The following is an 18,692-nucleotide window of genomic DNA, read 5'->3' as shown; positions in this document are numbered from 1 at the left end:
TTGGTAACACATCCCAGCGCACGGAGGTCCACCAACAACGCTTCGATGATCTGACGCGCGTCCCGGGGCCTCCGGACAACGGCTTCGAGCACCTTTCGCACGCGGGATTCTTTGTTCGGTCCCCCGCCTTGCGAATGATGGTGTGGTGCAACGTCATCGAATCCGTACCTTCTGAAAACCGCTGAAAGTTGGGGATGCGTTGGCCTGTCGACGCCTCCCTTGTACAGCTGAGCGAACCGTGCCGCGATATCCGCGCTGACAGGCGGACGACTCATGACTTTTTGCGCTTCCTACTCTCGTCGCAATCGCGGCGGCTCCGCACTGCCTGCATTCTCATCCAAAGGTCCAATTGGACATCAGGTGGAAATTTGACATGAGAATTGGACATCTACTTGAGAAGCCAGAACAGAATGCCTCTACCTCGCCATGTTGGTGAAGCGCGAGTAATGCAGCTGATGCGCCACTGTGACCGTCTTCGTTTGACCGTTACGGTGTTTGGCCACAATGAGATCCGCTTCGCCGAGGCGCTCTTCGTTCTCGTGATCGAAGAGGTCTGGCCGGTGCACCAGAATCACGATGTCCGCGTCCTGCTCCAGCGACCCCGACTCACGGAGGTCAGCCAGCATCGGCTTCTTGTCTGTGCGCTGTTCGGGGCCGCGGTTCAGCTGGCTGAGCGCAACTACCGGCACCTCGAGCTCTTTGGCCAGCAGCTTGAGGTTACGCGAGAATTCCGACACCTCTTGCTGTCTGGACTCGAACCGCTTGCCCGACGTCATCAACTGCAGGTAGTCGACGACGATCAGTTTCAAGTCTGCCTTCTGGCGCAACCGCCTGGCCTTCGCGCGGATTTCCATCAACGTCAGGTTCGGCGAGTCGTCGATATACAGTGGCGCCTCACTGATTTGGCTCATCCGCCGCGCAAGCCGCGCCCAGTCGTCGTCGCCCATGCGGCCCGAGCGCATGTCGGAAAGTTTGATCTTCGCCTCGGCCGAGAGCAGTCGCATCACGATCTCCGACTTGCTCATCTCGAGCGAGAACATGACGCTGGCCATCTGATTCTTGATCGAACACGACCGCAGAAAATCCAGTCCCAGTGTGCTTTTACCTGAACCGGGCCGGCCGGCGACGATGACCATCTGGCCGGGGTGCAGTCCGTTGGTGAGCTCGTCGAGCTCGACGAACCCCGTCGGTACCCCGCTCGCCCGGCCACCGCTGGACGCGATCGCGTCGATCTCGTCCATGGTGGGCTGCAGCAATTGTTCAAGCGGCACAAAGTCTTCCGACAACCGCCGGTCGGTGACGTCGTAGATCTCGGCCTGCGCGCGGTCGACCACTTCGGCGACATCGGACCCGTCGGCACCGGCGTATCCGTACTGCACGACCCGCGTTCCGGCCTCGACCAGCCGACGCAACAACGCCTTCTCCGCGACGATGCCGGCGTAGTAGCCGGCGTTCGCGGCGGTGGGCACCGTGGAGATCAACGTGTGCAGATACGGTGCGCCGCCTATCCGCCGCAACAGTCCGCGTCGGTCGAGTTCTGCTGCGACGGTCACCGGGTCGGCCGGCTCACCCCGCGTCGAGAGATCGAGGATGACGTCGTAAATGCTCTGGTGGGCAGGACGATAGAAGTCACCCGGCCGCAGCTTTTCCACGACGTCGGCGACAGCGTCCTTGGAAAGCAGCATGCCGCCCAGTACCGACTGTTCGGCGACGATGTCTTGGGGCGGCTGACGGCCGAACTCCTCACTGGTCGGAGGAACGCCTAAGCCAGAGTGCCCGAGATCGTCGACCACGGCCATGACGGCGCCCCACCTCCTCCCGAACGTACGTTCGCACGGCTGTCTCGACGATAAGTCACGGTGCCGACAACTCACCGACTCGACGCGCCGGGTTACCCCGGGACGCTCCGACGTTAAAGGTTGCTGGCGGAGCTGAAAAGCGGTGCTGTTGATGAACCTGTGTATCGCGTGTGGATATCTGCTCTGCGTCATGTTGACGGCTTGTGGACAACTTGTGGATGACGCAAATATTTGTCCACATACTCGCTGCTGAAGCCGACTTCTCGCGGTGTGTGGCCTGTGGATGAGAATCGCTACGGCGTGTCTCGCCGGGTTGCCGTTTCGGGCGTGTTGTGTTGCCTTGAGTTGAGGTACAGGTTAACGAATGGTTAGATTCGCTGCGGCGTCGCAGCCGCGGCTAGTTTGCTGGCAGCGTCCAGCGGCGAGGTGCGCGGGCCGGGCGTCCGCCAGAACCCGTGGTGAGGACGTCGTAGCCCAAGTATTTGCGATAGCCGACAATTAGCTCGCAAGCTCCGGCGGCGGCAGGTCGCGGCGCGCAGCCGGCAGCGAACCGAAAACCGATGCAGTCCAGTCGGATTCGCGGATAGCGCGCCGAGGCCGGCTACTGCTCGGCGATGACCTCGAGCGTCACCGTGGCCTGTACCTCGGGGTGCAGCCGCACCACGATCGGATGGCTGCCGATCGACTTGATGTGCGCCTGAGGCATCTGCACCGTCCGCTTGTCGATGCTGGGGCCACCGGCCTTTTTGATCGCCGACACGACATCAGCCGCAGTGACCGAGCCGAACAGCTTGCCCGAACCACCCGCAGTGCGTGCCGGAAGTGACACAGAGCCAATGCCTTCGAGGGCTTTCTTCAGCTCGTCGGCGTGCTCGCGGTCGCGCACCGTCTTGGCTTCACGTGCACGCCGGATCTCGCTGGCCTGACGCTCCGCGCCACGGGTGGCCAGGATGGCCAGGCCACGCGGCAGCAGATAGTTGCGGCCATAACCGTCTTTGACTTCCACAAGGTCGCCGGCCGAACCGAGATGGTCGACTTCGGCGGTGAGTATGAGCTTCATCGTCGTTCCTGTTCGTGGATTGCTCAGCGGGCCGATGAGGTGAACGGCAGCAGGGCAACCTCGCGCGCGTTTTTGACCGCGATCGCGATATCACGCTGGTGCTGCACACAATTGCCGGTCACTCGGCGGGCCCGGATCTTGCCGCGCTCGCTGATGTAAGTGCGCAGCAGCGCGGTGTCCTTGTAGTCGATCACTTGAGCTTTGTTGGCGCAGAACACGCACTTGCGTGTCTTCACCGGCTTCTCGGGCGCGGGGCGCCGCTTGTTGGACTTCGCCATCGGTTTTCTTCCTCGACTCTTCGTGAATGTTCGTTGTGATTAAAAGGGCGGCTCGTCGTCGCTGCCGCCGAAGGACCCCGACGCCGGGGCGCTGCCCCACGGATCATCGTTGGTGGCCTGGTTGCCGGATTGCCGTGCGCCGCTGCCGAATCCACCGCTGCTGCTGCCCCGGCTGGCCTTGTTGACCTTCGCTGTGGCGTAGCGCAGCGACGGGCCGATCTCGTCGACTTCGACCTCGACGACGGTGCGCTTCTCGCCCTCGCGGGTTTCGAATGAGCGCTGCTTGAGCCGACCGGTGACGATCACCCGCGACCCGCGGGTGAGGCTTTCAGCGACGTTCTCGGCCGCCTCCCGCCAGATGTTGCACCGCAGAAACAACGCCTCGCCGTCCTTCCACTCCCCGCTCTGCCTGTCGTAGATGCGCGGCGTGGACGCGACCGTGAAGTTGGCGACGGCAGCGCCGGAGGGGGTGAAACGCAGTTCAGGGTCGGCCGTCAGGTTTCCGACGACGGTGATCGTGGTGTCACCAGCCACGAGATCCTCCTCGACTCATGTCGCTCCTCGCGTAAACGGAGCAGTCAGGCACGGTGCTTGTCGTGCGCGAGCCTACGCAGAGCAACTGACGTGCGGTACGCATTCAGTGCTTGTCTGTGCGCATCACCTTGGTACGCAGCACCGACTCGTTCAGGCTGAGCTGACGGTCGAGCTCGGTCACCGTCTTGGGTTCTGCCGTCACGTCGATCACCGCGTAGATGCCCTCGGAGTGCTTGGCGATCTCGTAGGCCAGCCGGCGCCGACCCCAGATGTCGACCTTGTCGACCTTGCCGCCGTCGTTGCGGATGACGTTGAGGAACGCCTCCAGCGACGGAGCCACGGTGCGTTCGTCAAGGGTGGGGTCGAGGATGACCATGATTTCGTATGGACGCATGGGAACCTCATCACCTCCTCTGGTCGTGTGCGGCCACGGCGTATCCGTGGCAGGAGGGTCGCCTGCGTCGGCAACCGGATCAGGTTACAGGAATGGCGGCTGATCTGCGAAATCGCACTGGTTCGCTCCGGCCGAGCGTGCGCTGCGGTACGCCCTAGACCGGCGTGTCGGCGCGCAGACCCGCACGCTCGCGCACAAGGGGCGGTGGGCCGGCGGCGCGGGGGCGCAACCACGACGGCAGCCACGCGGGCGGCGCGTCAGGCGTGTTCTCGAAGACGCCGCCGGACGGGTCGTCGATACGGCCGCCGAACCGGACGAGGTCGCGTTCGGGGTGATAGATCTGCCAGACCACCACCGCGCACAACGCCATGACCGCGATGTCACGCAGCAGCACGGTGGCGGTGAACGGCTGCTCCGGCAGTCCGCGCGTTTGATCGCCGTACAGGTAGTACATGCGCGGCACCCACACCAACGCGTCGATGGTCATCCACGCCAGCAGGACTCGCCGATGCGGCAGCGCCAGTACCGCCAGCGGCACCAGCCACAGGGAAAACTGCGGACTCCACACCTTGTTGGTCAACAAGAACGCCGCGACCACCAGGAACGCCAGCTGCGCGACGCGGGGTCGGCGCGGGGCCGTCAACGCCACGTAAGCGATTGCGGCACAAGCGACGACGAAAAGCGCAGCGACGACGCTGTTCAGCACCACCGGCGGCTCCCAGAACCCGAGGTTGCCGTCGAAGCCCGACCACCCGGTGAACGACTTGATCACGTTGTACAGCGAATCCATGTCGTCACCGCGACGGGCGTTGAGCCGGAAGAACTCCGACCACCCTCGCGGAAAGAGCAGCATGACGGGCAGATTCACCACGAGCCAGCTGGCCGCGGCGGCTGCGCCGGTCTGGGCCACCGCGCGCAACCGGCCCGTGCGCACCCCGAGTGCCAGCAGCGGCACCAACAGCAGCAATGGATACAGCTTGGCCGCGACGCCCAGGCCGATCAGCACGCCGGCCAAGACGGGTTTTCGACGGGCCCACGCCAGCAGCGCGCCGATCGCGAAGGCCGTTGCGAGCGCGTCGAAATTGGTAAAAATCTGGAATATCAGCAGCGGCGAGGCGGCGACCAGCGCCGCATCCCAGATCCGCCGGCCCGCCAGCGCGGACGTCGCCCACACGGTGGCCAGCCACGCCAGCGCCAGCCCGAACGCGGAGATGTTGAAGAACATCACCACCTCGGCGATCACAGGTATCCCCACCACTTTGGTCAGCGCCGTGTACGTCTTGGCCAGCGCCATCGACGCGTACTGGTAGAGCCCGGTCAGCACCGGATATTCCATGTACCGCACCGCGGGGCGCCCGTCGTACTGGGTCTTGGGTTTTCCGGCGGAGTCGGTCTCGCGCCAGCTGGACTTGTACGGAAACTTGCCTTGGTTCAGCAGCTCTGCGGTGTACAGCGGAACCGTGTCGGAGTAACACAACTCGTAGTACTGACGGTTGTTCTGCCAGTTGGCGACTCGGGTGTCGGCGCTGCCGGTGGACGTGCTTTGCAGGCAGGCGGCCTTGGTCGAGTAACCCAACGCCAGGAACACCAGCCCGATGAGGAACATGACCCGCAATGGCGTCAGAAACCGCTGCCGGCCGATCAAGGCATGCCGGCCCACCGGACCGCCGATGGTCTCGGCCAGCGCAGCGCCGATTGGGTCTGTGCGGCTGGGGAAATCGCGGTCGTCAAGGCTGCGCCGGTCGGCCGCGAGCGGCTGCGGCGAAACCACCGCAGCCGCGTGCTGCTCTGCCGCCGCGTCGGTCACGGCGGCGGTGGCGGCCCGGGCAGCGGACCCTGTCCACCGTTGTCGCCGCCAGGCGGCGGCGCCGCGGGAACCGTGGTGGGCGGTCCCAACGGGATTGTGATGCCGGGGGCCACTTCGATGCTGGGCTGGATCACCTCACCAGGCGTGGGAGTGGGCGCCGAGGAGGGCGGCGGTGTCGATCGCGGCGGAGGTGGCGGGGCGGCAGGCACGCCGGCATACCCGCCGATCATCGTTGGCTTGGGGAACTTCTCGTTCGGTGTGCCGTCGAGCGCGTTGTCCATGGTCGCCTTCCAGATGTCGGACGGCAACGTCGACCCCCACACCGGTGATCCCCACTTGTTCTCCAGCGGCTTGTCGCCGCGCACAGTGCCGACCCACACGGCCGTCGACAGTGACGGCGTGAACCCGACCATCCAGGCGTCCTTGTTGGCGCCGGTGTCGCCCAGCTGGGTGGTGCCGGTCTTGGCGCCCGAGGGCCGGCCGCCGGCCAGGTTGTGGCCGTTGGAGTAGCCCGCGATCGGTTGCATCGCAGAGATGACGTTATTGGCGACTCCTTCGTCGATGCGACGGTCGCCGCCGCTTTCCTGCGTCGACGCGTCGAACAGCACCTCGCCCTGGGAGTTCACCACCTTCTGCACGAAATGCGGGGCCCGGTAGATGCCCGAGGCCGCGATGGTGGCGTACGCCGATGCCATGTCGATGGGCCGAGTCTGGTACTGGCCCAACACGATTCCGTTGTTCGGGGGACCGCCTTTGCCGTCCTCGGACAGCGTGTGCTCCACGCCGGGGAAGCTCTCGGCAACGCCGGCGCGATGTGCGGCGTCGGCGACGTCGGACGGGCCGTTCTTCAGTTTCAGCATCAACCGGTAGTAGCTGGTGTTCAGCGACCGCTTGAGCGCCTCGGCGATGTTGCAGGTGCCGCAACTTTCGCCTTCGACGTTGGTGATCTTGATCCCGTCGACCGTCAACGGCGAGCTGTCGATCTGCGTGCCCAGCCCGATGCCCTGCTCGAGCGCGGCCACCAGCGCGAACACCTTGAACGACGAGCCGGTCTGCAGGCCTGCCTGGGCGAAGTCGAAACCGTTGGCGTCGCTGCCGCCGTAGTAGGCCTTGACGCCTCCGGTCTTCGGATCGATGGACACCACCGCGGCGCGCATGTCGGGGTCCTGGCCCTCGAGGTAACGGTTCACCGCGTCCTCGGCGGCCGACTGCGCCTTGGGATCGATGGTGGTGGTGATCTGCAGGCCCTGAGTGTTGAGCGTGCGCTCGTCGATGTTGAACAGGTCGAGGAGCTCCTTGGTGACTTCGCGCTCGATCAAACCGTTGGGCCCGGTGGTCTGGCTTTCCATGCGAGATTGATCTGGCGCCACCGTCTCGGGAAACACCTGTGCTGCCCGCTCGTTCTGCGGCAGTGCTCCGATGGTCACCATGCCGTCGAGCACCCAGTTCCACCGCTTCTCGGCACCCTCGCGATCCACGGCCGGGTCAAGACTGGACGGCCGCTGGATGAGCGCTGCCAGCAACGCACCTTCCGCGACGGTGAGCTGCTCGACGGGTTTGTTGAAGTAGGCCTTGGATGCCGCCGCGATACCGTACGCACCGCGGCCGAAGTAGATGATGTTCAGATACGCCTGCAGCACTTGGTCTTTGGACCACTCGCTGGACATCTTGGTGGCGATCACCAATTCCTTGGCCTTGCGGACCAAACCGCCGACGCCGGCACGCTGCGAACCCACCAGCGCGTTCTTGACGTACTGCTGCGTGATCGTCGAGCCGCCCTGCGTGTCGCCGCCGAACACGTTGTTCTTCACCGCGCGTGCGAAACCGCTGAACGAGAACCCGGGATTGGAGTAGAAGTCGCGGTCTTCGGCGGCCATCACCGCGTCGCGCACGTGCTGAGGCACCTGGCTGATGCTGACGTCGATCCGATTGCCTTCTGGCGGAACGATTTTCGCGAGCTCAGTGGTGCCGTCGCTAGCGAAGATGGTGGACACCTGATTGGTGCGGATGTCGCCGGGCTGCGGCACGTCGACAATGAAGTAAGCCATCGAGAACGTGACCAGGGGCAGCACGATGAGCAGCGCAGCGGCGATGATGACACCGCGCCGCACCCACTTCCAGTTGATGTGACGCGCGGGACGTCTGGGCCCGAATGGGGGGCCGCCCCCGGGCGGACGGCCGTGCGGCGGCTTGGGAGGGGGTCCACCGTCGAGCGCGGCCTTGACGACGTCGACCTCGTCGCGCAGCGGCTCGGTGTGCTCACCGACCGGTGGGATGACGCTTGTAGGACCGCCGTCGACGGGAGTGGTGCGGCGCGACGGTCGCGGTGCCGGAGGTCGGGGCGCGCGAGCCGGACCGTAGGCCGGGCCGGGCCGCTGCGGAGGGCGGGCGGCGCGGTCAGCCGCCATTCCGGGACGGTTGTCGGTGGCTGACCGGTCGGGACGCTCTCCCCTATTCACTGGCCGTGCGCGCGCCGCTGCGCGCCGTCCGAGTGCCACGCGATCCTGTCGGAGGACGGACCGCTCCCAGCACATACGACTTGACCAGATGGTTCCAGCTGCAGGTCCGGCATACCTCCACCACGTGTACCGAGAATTCGTCGTATCGGGCCGCCAGCATCACCAGCTCTTCGGCTGTGCGGGCAGACCCGGAGACCGGGCCAAGGTGATCGCCGAACACCCACGACACCAGAGTCAGTTGTTCCTTGCGGCAGATCGGGCACATCACCGAACTGGGCTTGCCGTGATACTTGGCTGCCCGCAACAAGTAGGGATTCGCGTCGCAGACCTCGGTGACACCTGTGCGCCCCGAATACACCTCGGCCAGCAGGGACCGGCGCCGAAGCGCGTAGTCCACCACTTGTCGCTGCAATCGCACGGTGACCAGAGTACGTGCCTCCACCGACGGTGGAAGCACAGAAGGGGCAGCCGATCTGTCGCCGCTGGCTGCGCTGGGCAGTTGCCCGTCGAATCGGTGGGCGCGCTCTTACGATCATCGTCGTGGCGACGCGGCAGTCGATGAGCACCCGGGCCAAAGACAGCGACCGAAACGACACTTGCCAGGTGCTCGACACCGCGCTCGCCGAAGGCCAGTTGTCGATGGAAGAACACCGTCAGCGGGTCAGTGCTGCGACCAACGCGATGACGCTGGGCGAATTGAACGCATTGGTGTCTGACCTCCAGACCAGCAATGCGCCGGTGCAGTTGCCTCGGCTCAAGTCGCCGCGCGCCCGCACTGGTGATGCGGGCTGGGGCATGCGGATCGCCGTGGCGGCGGTGCTGGTGCTGTTGGGCGTGGGCATCGGTTGGGGCCTCTTCGGCAGCAGTGCGTCACCGCTGAGCAACGACCCGGGCGCTGCGCCCGACGGCATCGCCGCCAACGTCCAGGCGCCGCCGCGGCTGCTGCACTCGGCGAACGGGCTGACCGGCTTGTTCACCCAAGCCCGCAAGAAGTGGGGAGACACGCTGGGATTCAGCCTGACCATCTACCCCGACTACGCGTCGATGGAGCGCGCCGACCCCGCCGACGAGCGGCGCACGCTTCGGTACACGTATCGGGGCGGTTGGGACAGCGATCCGTCGGTGAGCGCGATCAGCGACGGCGAGCGTCTGGTCGACCTTGCGAAGTTCGACGTGCCTGCGATCATCGGCCGGCTGCGGGGTGCGCCGCAGATCTTGGGCATCGAGCAGAAGGACGTGAAGTCGACCTACATGAACATCGAGCCCAGCAAGGATCCGACGACTCCTGACGCGGTGGTGATCGCGATCTACGTTTCGACGACCTATGAGCGCAGCGGCTACCTGACCGTCGGTCCGCAGGGCGACATCCTCAGCCAATACCCGCCGTCCTGACGGGCACCTGGGCCTGGCCGCCTGGCCGCCTGGCGCGCGGCGCGAGCGTGCGGTGTTGCACGCCCGGCTCCGGCGTGCCGGTGGGCAGACACGCACCCTCGCGCAGGAGCGTGGCCCGGGCATGGCCCGGGGCTGGCGGGGGCTGGCCCGGGGCTGACCGGGGGCTGGCCGCGAATATATCGGCGCGATACTATGGCCCGAGGTGTCGACGGGTCGTAACGGCCAAGCAAAGGAGGTGACTCGGTGCTGGAGCTCGCCATCCTGGGACTTCTGCTCGAGTCGCCGATGCACGGCTACGAGCTGCGGAAACGCCTTACCGGTTTACTGGGTGCTTTCCGCGCGTTCTCCTACGGTTCGCTTTATCCGGCGCTGCGCCGGATGCAGCTCGACGGGCTGATCGCGGAGGATGCGGCACCGGCCGGAGCTCCCGTGCGCCGTGCGCGCCGGGTGTACCGGCTCACTGAGGCTGGTCGGCAGCGGTTCGCCGAGCTCGTCGCCGACACCGGTCCTCAGAACTACACCGACGACGGCTTCGGCGTGCATCTCGCATTCTTCAACCGCACCCCCGCAGAGGCGAGGATGCGGATTCTGGAGGGCCGGCGCCGTCAGGTGGAGGAGCGGCGGGAAGGTCTGCGTGAAGCCGTCGCGCGGGCCAGTAGCTCGTTCGACCGCTACACCCGCCAACTGCATCAGCTGGGCCTGGAGTCCAGCGAGCGGGAAGTGAAATGGCTCAACGATCTGATCGCCGCGGAACGAGTAGCCCAAGGACTCGCCGAGTAACCACTCGCACCGCACAAAAACGTCAAGTGGCAGGAGTAAGGAGAACCGCTCATGAGTGGCAATAAGACCGGCGCCGGTTCGGAGGTGCGCGTCGCGATCGTCGGCGTCGGCAACTGCGCGTCCTCACTGGTGCAGGGCGTGCAGTACTACCAGCACGCTGACGACAGCTCGACGGTTCCCGGCCTGATGCACGTCCGGTTCGGCCCCTACCACGTGCGCGACGTCAAGTTCGTCGCCGCATTCGACGTCGACGCCAAGAAGGTCGGCTTCGACCTGTCCGAGGCGATCTTCGCGTCGGAGAACAACACCATCAAGATCGCCGATGTGCCGCCCACCGACGTGGTGGTACAGCGCGGACCCACCCTCGACGGAATCGGCAAGTACTACGCCGACACCATCGACGTGTCCGACGCCGAGCCGGTGGACGTGGTCAAGGCGCTGCGCGACGCCGAGGCCGACGTGCTGGTCTCCTACTTGCCGGTCGGCTCCGAAGAGGCCGACAAGTTCTACGCCCAGTGCGCGATCGACGCCGGTGTGGCGTTCGTGAACGCGCTGCCGGTGTTCATCGCCTCAGACCCCGTGTGGGCCAAGAAGTTCGCCGACGCCGGGGTGCCGATCGTCGGCGACGACATCAAGAGCCAGGTCGGTGCGACGATCACCCACCGGGTGCTGGCCAAGCTGTTCGAAGACCGCGGCGTGCAGCTGGACCGCACGATGCAGCTCAACGTCGGCGGCAACATGGACTTCCTGAACATGCTCGAGCGTGAGCGGCTGGAGAGCAAGAAGATCTCCAAGACCCAGGCCGTTACCAGCAACCTGCAGCGCGAGTTCAAGACCAAAGACGTCCACATCGGCCCGTCCGACCATGTGGGCTGGCTCGACGACCGCAAGTGGGCGTACGTGCGGCTGGAAGGCCGGGCCTTCGGCGACGTGCCGCTGAACCTGGAGTACAAGCTCGAGGTGTGGGATTCGCCGAACTCGGCAGGCGTGATCATCGACGCGGTGCGGGCGGCGAAGATCGCCAAGGACCGCGGACTGGGCGGCCCGATCATCCCGGCGTCGGCCTACCTGATGAAGAGCCCGCCGGAACAGATGCCCGACGACGTGGCCCGCGCCCAGCTCGAGGACTTCATCCGCGGCTAGTGTCGTCGCCGTGACGGAGATCTCCGACGACGACCTGTTGGGTCTCGACGAATTCGCGCTGCTGCCCGAAAACGCCGAGCAGGCCGGTGTCAGCGGTCCGCTGCCGGTCGTCGAACGGCTGGACTCCGGACCCGTCAGCGCGTTGCGGTTCGGGTCCGCGCCGCCACGGGTGGTGTTCCTGCACGGCGGCGGGCAGAACGCGCATACCTGGGACACCGTCATTCTGGGACTCGGTGAGCCGGCGCTGGCCGTCGACCTGCCCGGGCACGGCCGGTCCGCCTGGCGGGAGGACGGCGATTACGGGCCCCTCCAGAACGCGGCGACGCTGTTGCCTGTGTTGCGCGAATGGGCTGCGGCCGCAGACGTTTTCGTCGGCCATTCTCTGGGCGGGCTGACCGCGATCCGGCTGGCGACGCAGGCGCCCGACCTGGTGCGGCGGCTGGTGCTCGTCGACGTCACCCCCACCTCCCCGGCCCGTCACGCGGAGATGACCGACGAGCAGAAGGGCACGGTGGCGCTGATCCAGGGCGAGCGCACCTTCCCGACCTTTCAGTCCATGGTGGACGTGACCGTCGCCGCGGCACCGCACCGAGACCGAAAGTCGTTGCGCCGCGGGGTTTTTCACAACTCGAAGCGCCTCGACGACGGCACCTGGACGTGGCGTTACGACTCCTTCCGTCAGGACGCCGACTACTCCGGCTTCCAGCGGTTGTGGGACGCCGTGCCCGCGCTGTCCGCACCCACCACGCTGGTGCGGGGCGCACGGTCCGCCTTCGTCAACGACGAGGACGCCGACGAATTCGCCCGCACCGCACCGGGATTCCAGCGCGTGCACGTGGTGGCCGACGCCGGGCATTCGGTGCACAGCGACCAGCCGCTGGTGCTCGTCGAGATCTTGCGCGAAGTGCTCGGCGCAACTCGGTCATAGAAGTACAACAGCAGGGTCGCATTCGTTCACATCATGACCGAGACCGACCAGCAACTCGACCGGATCGAGCGGACCGTCGACATCGACGCCAGCGCCGAGCAGGTGTGGTCCCTCGTGCAGCGGCCCGGCTGGGTGCCGCGCCGGCGTCGGCCTCCGCGCTGGCACGACAACTGCCGATCAGCCGCCAGGCCATCGTCAAACATCTCGAGGTGCGCCAAGCCGCCGGCCTGGTGACGACGGAGCGACAGGGCCGCGAACTGATGTATTACGCGCTGGGCGGCCGGCTCAGCGACGTGGATGCGGTCGCCTTGGCAGAATCGGCTGGTGCGATGGCGATGGCTGGCGGTGGTGGTGCTGGTCCTGGCCGCGTGCACGGCGGCGCCGCCCGATCGGAGCGCCGAGGTGGACAAGCTCAGCCAGCGCATCCGCACGCTGGCGGGTGTGACGCAGGTGCACACCACGTTCGACGACGACGCGGCGCGCGGACCGGCGTACGCCGAATTCGACGTCGACGTGGCCGGCGAGGTCACCGCCGATCAGGTGGCCGCAGTCACGTCGTCCTACATCGACGACATGGCCACCAACGACTACAAGGGCTACCGCACCGAGCTCGACATCCGCACCGGCGACAACCTGTTCCGCGTGGACAACGGCGGTCGCCCGGTAAGCAACCGCGAGCAAGTCGTTCAGCAGGCGGGTAGCTGGGTAGCGCTGCGCCGCCAATTCCCCGGTGGCACAGTCAGACTGCGCGCCGCCACTGCGACGGTTCCGAATTCCGGCACCATCCAACTGCCCGACGCTGCTGACTACCGTGCGGTCGCCGCGGCCGTCGGCACCCTGGCCAGTAACTTCGCCGACATGGCCGCCGGTGAATGGACCGTGAACGCCGGCAAGCAGCACCCTGCCGAGATTCACACCTCGCGGCGACTGCCGACCCCTGCCGAGATGGAGCTGTGGGACACGCTCAACGCCGACCAGTCGATCCCGCACGCCGACGTCTTCACGATCAACGGCGCGGTCACCGGACCGCTATGGGCGTCGGAGAAGATCGGCGCCGACGACACCGCGCTGGCGCTGCGGCTCGCCGAGCAGCACCTGCCGGTCGTCGCGCGGCTGCCCGCGCCGGTGCTGTACTCGGCCACCAACCAGTACCAAGGCCGGCTCGGCTTCTACGGGCAGGCGACCGGCCCGGTCACCGTGTCGATCGGCACGTGCATCAGGCGCGACTACCGGCCGTCGCCGCCCGAACAGGCTCTGATCGACAGGTACGAGAACTGCCGCCACTGAGCTGCGCGATACCGTGGCCGCATGGCCTTCCCTCTTCGCATCGGCGTCCAACTCCAGCCGCAGCACGCACCGAACTACGCGAACATCCGTGACGCCGTCCGCCGCGCCGAAGACATCGGCGTCGACGTGGCGTTCAACTGGGACCACTTCTTTCCGCTCTACGGCGATCCCGACGGACCACACTTCGAGTGCTGGACGATGTTGGGCGCGTGGGCCGAGCAGACCTCACGGATCGAGATCGGCGCGCTGGTGACCTGCAACTCGTACCGCAACCCGGAGCTGCTCGCCGACATGGCGCGCACGGTCGACCACATCTCCAACGGCCGGCTGATCCTGGGCATCGGCTCCGGCTGGAAGCAGAAGGACTACGACGAATACGGCTACCCCTTCGGCACCGCGGGCAGCCGGCTGCGAGACCTCGCCGAGGCACTGCCACGCATCGAGTCACGGTTCGCCAAGCTCAATCCGCAACCGACCCGGCACATTCCGGTGCTCATCGGCGGCCAGGGCGAGCAGAAGACGCTGCGGCTGGTGGCCGAGCACGCCGACATCTGGCACGGGTTCGTCGACCGCGAAAGCTACCCACGCAAAGCCGAGGTCTTGGCGCAGCACTGCGCCGCGGTGGGCCGCGACCCCGAGTCGATCGAGCGGTCCGCGGGCGTTCAGGGTCGCTCCGAGGACGCCCTGCTGGCCGAGGCCGATGCGATGGCTGATCTGGGCGTCACGTTTCTGACGGTCGGCGTCAACGGTCCCGACTACGACCTGAGCCAAGCCGAGGCGTTATGCCGGTGGAAGGCTCGCCGGGCTCAATAAGCCACGCAGACAAAACAACTCACGCTAGATTTCCCGGGTGGTCGTTCAGACGCCGCCCGCGCCGGTTCGGCGCTCTCGTTGGCGGAAATTCGCAGCAGTCGGCGGCATAGTCTTCATCCTCGCCGCACTCTACGTCGGATCGTTACTCGGGTATCACGCGCTGAGCGGCTCCGCGCGGCCGCTTCCGCCGGCCAACCTCGGCACCACCGACGACACGGTGGTGGTGGTGAACCTCATCGCGTTGCACACCACCGACAACCGCCTCGACGTGCAAGTGCTTGTGTATCCAGAGGATTCGCTGATGGATACCAACCTCGACGTGGTCAAGCAGGACATCGCTGTGCGGATGTACCCGGCCAACGAGCTGGGCGACCTCGAGTACAAGAAGGGCAAACCCACCACCGCGCAGTACAAGACGACGATCGACGCCAACGGCCACCCGGACCGCTGGCCGTTCGATTCCTACACCACCGACGAGATCAGTGCCGACGTGCTGGTGGGCGACGGTGACAACCGCGACTACGTGTCGGCACGCGTGGAAGTGACCGGATCGATAGAAGGCTGGGACATTTCGGCCAGGCGCAGCGGACCGGCCACCCAGTCGGCACCCGACGGGGACAATGTGACGCTCACCCTCCACCGGGCGCAGGGGCCGTTGTTCTTCGACCTCGGCATCTGCGTGGTGCTGCTGAGCCTGCCGATCATGGCGTTGTTCGTCGCGATCCAAATGCTGCGCGGCAAGAAGAAGTTCGTGCCGCCGTTCTCCACCTGGTACGCGGCCATGCTGTTTGCGATCGTGCCGCTGCGCAACATCCTGCCCGGTGCTCCACCACCGGGCGCGTGGATCGACCAGGCATTGGTGCTGTGGGTGCTGCTCGCGTTGGTGACGGCGATGGCGCTGTACATCTTCGCGTGGCACCGGCATTCGGAATGACGCCCGACGCACTGCTGGTGCGCACATAGCGCGAGCCCGCGCGCGAACAACCGTACGCTCGGCGTGTGATTCGCGCTTGGGCGTTGGCCGCCGTGCTGCTGATGACTGCGCTTGTCGGTGCGCCCGCAGCGGCGGCCGACCAATGCTCGCCACCCGGCGTGCAAGCCGCCAGCCCGCTGCCAACCAATCTCGCCAAGGCTGCCAAAGGCTCGGCCGAAGACAAGTACACGACCGCGACCGTCGAACCGCTGAGCGCCGTCGACGTCACCAAGCTGGGCCTCGGCACACCCGGCACGCTCGTCGTCGGCACCCTGTCGGACGCCCCGCCCAGCGTCTGCATCAACTCGGCCGGCCAGTTCAGCGGATTCGACAACGAACTGCTGCGGGCGGTCGCGGCCAAACTCGGGTTGCAAGTGCGGTTCGTCGGCACCGACTTCTCCGGCCTGCTCGCACAGGTGGCGTCGCGGCGGTTCGACGTCGGCTCGTCATCGATCACCACCACCGACGCGCGCCGGAAGACCGTCGGCTTCACCAACGGCTACGACTTCGGATACTTCTCACTGGTGGTGCCGCCCGGCTCGCCGATCACCGGATTCGACAAGCTCGCACCCGGCCAGCGGATCGGCGTGGTGCAAGGCACCGTGCAAGAGGCCTACGTGATCGACACCCTGCATCTGCAGCCGGTGAAGTTTCCCGACTACAACACGGTGTACGGCAGCCTCAAGACACGTCAAATCGACGCATGGGTGGCACCGTCGCAGCAGGCGGTAGGCACCGTGCGCCCCGGGGACCAGGCCGTGATCGTCGAAAACACTTTCAGTTTGGACAATTTCGTGGCGTGGGCGGTCGCCAAAGAGAACACGCCGCTTATCGACGCGCTGAACGCGGGTTTGGACGCGGTGATCGCGGACGGCACCTGGTCGCGGCTGTATTCCGAGTGGGTGCCTCGGGCGCTGCCGCCAGGCTGGAAGCCGGGCTCGAAGTCGGCGCCGCAGCCGGTCCTGCCTGACTTCGCGGCGATCGCGGCGAGCCACACTCCGCGCGCCAGCACCGCCCCCGCCCCGAAATCCACGCTGGCGCAACTGAAAGACGCGTTCTTCGATTGGGGTCTCTACAAGCAGGCGATCCCCGACCTGTTCAAGACCGGGCTGCCCAACACGCTGATCCTGACGATCAGCGCCAGCATCATCGGGGTGGTGCTGGGCATGGTGCTGGCCGTCGCGGGCATCTCGCGGGCCCGGTGGCTGCGCTGGCCGGCGCGGGTGTACACCGACGTGTTCCGCGGTCTGCCGGAGGTGGTGGTCATTCTGCTGATCGGTCTGGGCGTGGGGCCGGTGGTGGGCGGATTGACCGGCAACAACCCGTATCCGCTGGGCATCGCGGCGCTCGGGTTGATGGCGGCGGCCTACGTGGGTGAGATCTTCCGCTCCGGTATCCAAAGCGTCGAACCCGGACAGATGGAGGCGGCTCGCGCGCTCGGCTTCAGCTACCGGCGTGCGATGCGCCTTGTCGTTGTGCCGCAAGGCATTCGGCGGGTCCTGCCAGCACTGGTCAACCAGTTCATCTCGCTGCTGAAAGCCTCCGCGCTGGTGTATTTTCTCGGTCTGGTCGCGGGACAGCGTGAGCTGTTCCAAGTGGGCCGCGACCTCAACGCGCAGACCGGCAACCTGTCGCCGTTGGTGGCGGCCGGGCTGTTCTACCTGGCGCTGACCATTCCGCTGACGCATCTGGTGAACTACATCGACAACCGGCTACGGCAGGGCCGTGCGGTGGCCGAACCGGAAGACCCCCTCGCCGAGGCTCAGGAGATGGTGTAAGTGGTGGCCGAGGTGGCACGTCCGCAGCCGGTTTCGTTGTCCGGCAGAGAGATTCATTTGTCGTTCGGTAAAAACGCCGTGTTGCGCGGCGTCGACATCGACGTGGCGGCAGGAAGCACCGTCGCCGTCATCGGGCCGTCCGGGTCCGGCAAGTCGACGCTGCTGCGCACCCTCAATCGCCTCTACGAACCGGACCGCGGTGACATCCTGCTCGACGGCCGGTCGGTGCTCGAGGACAACCCCGACCAGTTGCGACAGCGGATCGGGATGGTGTTCCAGAACTTCAACCTGTTTCCGCACCGCACTGTGATCGACAACGTGATGCTGGCGCCGCGCAAGCTCAAACGGCTCTCGGCAGAGGCCGCCCGTGAACTTGCGTTGGCACAGCTGGACCGAGTTGGCTTGCGGCACAAGGCCGACGTCCGGCCCGCGACGTTATCGGGTGGCCAACAGCAGCGGGTGGCGATTGCGCGGGCGTTGGCGATGGCGCCGCAGGTGATGTTCTTCGACGAAGCGACCTCGGCGCTCGATCCGGAACTCGTGAAGGGCATTTTGGCGTTGATCGCCGACCTAGGCTCTGAGGGTATGACGATGATCGTGGTCACCCACGAGATGGGCTTCGCCCGCTCCGCGTCGGACGCCGTGGTCTTCATGGACCATGGCCGGGTGGTGGAATCCGGTCCGCCAGAGCGCATTTTCGACGCACCCGAGACTGAGCGTCTACAACGGTTTTTGTCGCAGCTGTTATGACTTTCGGAGATATTGCCGGATAGGGTCCTGGCAGCCACCGACAGGTTAGACTGGCGAATTATGGTCGAGACCGAGCAGCAGGTCACCGAGCTGGCCGAAGGGCTGCACCGGGTGCTCTCCAAGCTGTTCTCGGTACTGCGCCGGGGCGACACCACTCGAGTGGCGACCGGTGACCTGACGCTGGCTCAGCTGTCGATTTTGGTGACGCTCATCGACCGCGGACCGATCCGCATGACGGAGTTGGCCGCCCACGAGCGGGTGCGGACCCCGACCACCACCGTGGCTATCCGCCGGCTCGAGAAGCTCGGCTTGGTGAAGCGGTCGAAGGACCCGTCCGACCTGCGCGCCGTGCTAGTCGACATCACCGAGAAAGGTCTAGCCGTGCATCGGGAGTCGCTGGCGAACCGGCGCGCCGCGCTGGCCGAGATGCTCGCCGCGCTGTCGGCCGAAGACCGTGAACTGCTGGCGCGTGCCCTCGCACCGCTGGAGCGGCTGGGCGGCCAGTCTGCCACCTAGC

19 protein-coding genes are annotated in these 18,692 nt (G+C 66.1%); 11 read left to right on the top strand and 8 right to left on the bottom strand.

Features of this window, described 5'->3' with window-relative positions; genetic code table 11:
* Nucleotides 1-416: 416 nt before the first annotated feature.
* From dnaB to AC5Y4C_RS19325, 8 genes are all read right to left on the bottom strand, one after another.
* Complete coding sequence (gene dnaB / locus AC5Y4C_RS19360; RefSeq protein ID WP_499949742.1) at nucleotides 417-1,799, bottom strand: replicative DNA helicase; 1,383 nt, start codon at nucleotides 1,797-1,799, stop codon at nucleotides 417-419.
* A 601-nt stretch (nucleotides 1,800-2,400) separates the two neighbouring features.
* Entirely contained in the window at nucleotides 2,401-2,859 is a 459-nt protein-coding gene (rplI, locus tag AC5Y4C_RS19355; RefSeq protein WP_499913307.1) for a 50S ribosomal protein L9, read from the bottom strand.
* A 23-nt stretch (nucleotides 2,860-2,882) separates the two neighbouring features.
* Nucleotides 2,883-3,137 (bottom strand): 30S ribosomal protein S18, encoded by a 255-nt coding sequence (gene rpsR / locus AC5Y4C_RS19350; RefSeq protein WP_499904479.1) that lies wholly within the window; start codon nucleotides 3,135-3,137, stop codon nucleotides 2,883-2,885.
* Nucleotides 3,138-3,176: 39 nt separating this feature from the next.
* Complete coding sequence (locus tag AC5Y4C_RS19345) at nucleotides 3,177-3,671, bottom strand: single-stranded DNA-binding protein (protein WP_499904477.1); 495 nt, start codon at nucleotides 3,669-3,671, stop codon at nucleotides 3,177-3,179.
* Nucleotides 3,672-3,774: 103 nt separating this feature from the next.
* On the bottom strand, nucleotides 3,775-4,065 hold the full coding sequence (gene rpsF, locus AC5Y4C_RS19340) for a 30S ribosomal protein S6 (RefSeq protein WP_499904475.1): 291 nt from the start codon (nucleotides 4,063-4,065) through the stop codon (nucleotides 3,775-3,777).
* 154 nt (nucleotides 4,066-4,219) lie between these two features.
* On the bottom strand, nucleotides 4,220-5,836 hold the full coding sequence (locus AC5Y4C_RS19335) for a glycosyltransferase family 87 protein (RefSeq protein ID WP_499964912.1): 1,617 nt from the start codon (nucleotides 5,834-5,836) through the stop codon (nucleotides 4,220-4,222).
* Between the two features lie 32 nt (nucleotides 5,837-5,868).
* On the bottom strand, nucleotides 5,869-8,280 hold the full coding sequence (locus AC5Y4C_RS19330) for a transglycosylase domain-containing protein (RefSeq protein ID WP_499904473.1): 2,412 nt from the start codon (nucleotides 8,278-8,280) through the stop codon (nucleotides 5,869-5,871).
* A 43-nt stretch (nucleotides 8,281-8,323) separates the two neighbouring features.
* A complete protein-coding gene (locus AC5Y4C_RS19325) occupies nucleotides 8,324-8,749 on the bottom strand; it encodes a DUF5318 domain-containing protein (protein WP_499964852.1) in 426 nt (141 codons plus the stop codon).
* A 122-nt stretch (nucleotides 8,750-8,871) separates the two neighbouring features.
* Between AC5Y4C_RS19325 and AC5Y4C_RS19320 the strand changes: the two genes are divergently transcribed.
* From AC5Y4C_RS19320 to AC5Y4C_RS19270, 11 genes are all read left to right on the top strand, one after another.
* Nucleotides 8,872-9,723, top strand: a complete 852-nt coding sequence (locus tag AC5Y4C_RS19320) for a DUF1707 SHOCT-like domain-containing protein (protein ID WP_499964851.1) — start codon at nucleotides 8,872-8,874, stop codon at nucleotides 9,721-9,723.
* 243 nt (nucleotides 9,724-9,966) lie between these two features.
* On the top strand, nucleotides 9,967-10,503 hold the full coding sequence (locus AC5Y4C_RS19315) for a PadR family transcriptional regulator (protein ID WP_499904467.1): 537 nt from the start codon (nucleotides 9,967-9,969) through the stop codon (nucleotides 10,501-10,503).
* A 51-nt stretch (nucleotides 10,504-10,554) separates the two neighbouring features.
* Nucleotides 10,555-11,646 carry an inositol-3-phosphate synthase gene (locus AC5Y4C_RS19310; protein ID WP_499964850.1) on the top strand — a complete coding sequence of 364 codons (1,092 nt, stop codon included), beginning with the start codon at nucleotides 10,555-10,557 and terminating at the stop codon, nucleotides 11,644-11,646.
* A gap of 10 nt (nucleotides 11,647-11,656) precedes the next feature.
* Nucleotides 11,657-12,574 (top strand): Rv0045c family esterase, encoded by a 918-nt coding sequence (locus tag AC5Y4C_RS19305; protein WP_499964849.1) that lies wholly within the window; start codon nucleotides 11,657-11,659, stop codon nucleotides 12,572-12,574.
* Nucleotides 12,575-12,607: 33 nt separating this feature from the next.
* Nucleotides 12,608-12,808, top strand: a complete 201-nt coding sequence (locus tag AC5Y4C_RS19300; protein ID WP_499904461.1) for a hypothetical protein — start codon at nucleotides 12,608-12,610, stop codon at nucleotides 12,806-12,808.
* Nucleotides 12,809-12,898: 90 nt separating this feature from the next.
* A complete protein-coding gene (locus tag AC5Y4C_RS19295) occupies nucleotides 12,899-13,861 on the top strand; it encodes a hypothetical protein (protein ID WP_499964848.1) in 963 nt (320 codons plus the stop codon).
* Between the two features lie 21 nt (nucleotides 13,862-13,882).
* On the top strand, nucleotides 13,883-14,674 hold the full coding sequence (locus AC5Y4C_RS19290; RefSeq protein WP_499904457.1) for an LLM class F420-dependent oxidoreductase: 792 nt from the start codon (nucleotides 13,883-13,885) through the stop codon (nucleotides 14,672-14,674).
* A 37-nt stretch (nucleotides 14,675-14,711) separates the two neighbouring features.
* Nucleotides 14,712-15,608 (top strand): DUF4436 domain-containing protein, encoded by an 897-nt coding sequence (locus AC5Y4C_RS19285; RefSeq protein ID WP_499904455.1) that lies wholly within the window; start codon nucleotides 14,712-14,714, stop codon nucleotides 15,606-15,608.
* Between the two features lie 101 nt (nucleotides 15,609-15,709).
* Nucleotides 15,710-17,425, top strand: a complete 1,716-nt coding sequence (locus tag AC5Y4C_RS19280) for an ABC transporter substrate-binding protein/permease (protein ID WP_499906250.1) — start codon at nucleotides 15,710-15,712, stop codon at nucleotides 17,423-17,425.
* 12 nt (nucleotides 17,426-17,437) lie between these two features.
* On the top strand, nucleotides 17,438-18,175 hold the full coding sequence (locus AC5Y4C_RS19275) for an amino acid ABC transporter ATP-binding protein (RefSeq protein ID WP_499964910.1): 738 nt from the start codon (nucleotides 17,438-17,440) through the stop codon (nucleotides 18,173-18,175).
* Between the two features lie 60 nt (nucleotides 18,176-18,235).
* The gene (locus tag AC5Y4C_RS19270; RefSeq protein ID WP_499904451.1) at nucleotides 18,236-18,691 is read left to right on the top strand and encodes a MarR family winged helix-turn-helix transcriptional regulator; all 456 of its coding nucleotides are present in this window, start codon (nucleotides 18,236-18,238) and stop codon (nucleotides 18,689-18,691) included.
* The last annotated feature ends 1 nt before the right edge of the window (nucleotide 18,692 follow it).

Source organism: Mycobacterium sp. NGS35, from assembly GCF_059812855.1.
The sequence above is the reverse complement of the archived record's forward strand: the minus strand, read 5'-3'. Positions and strand labels throughout refer to the sequence as shown.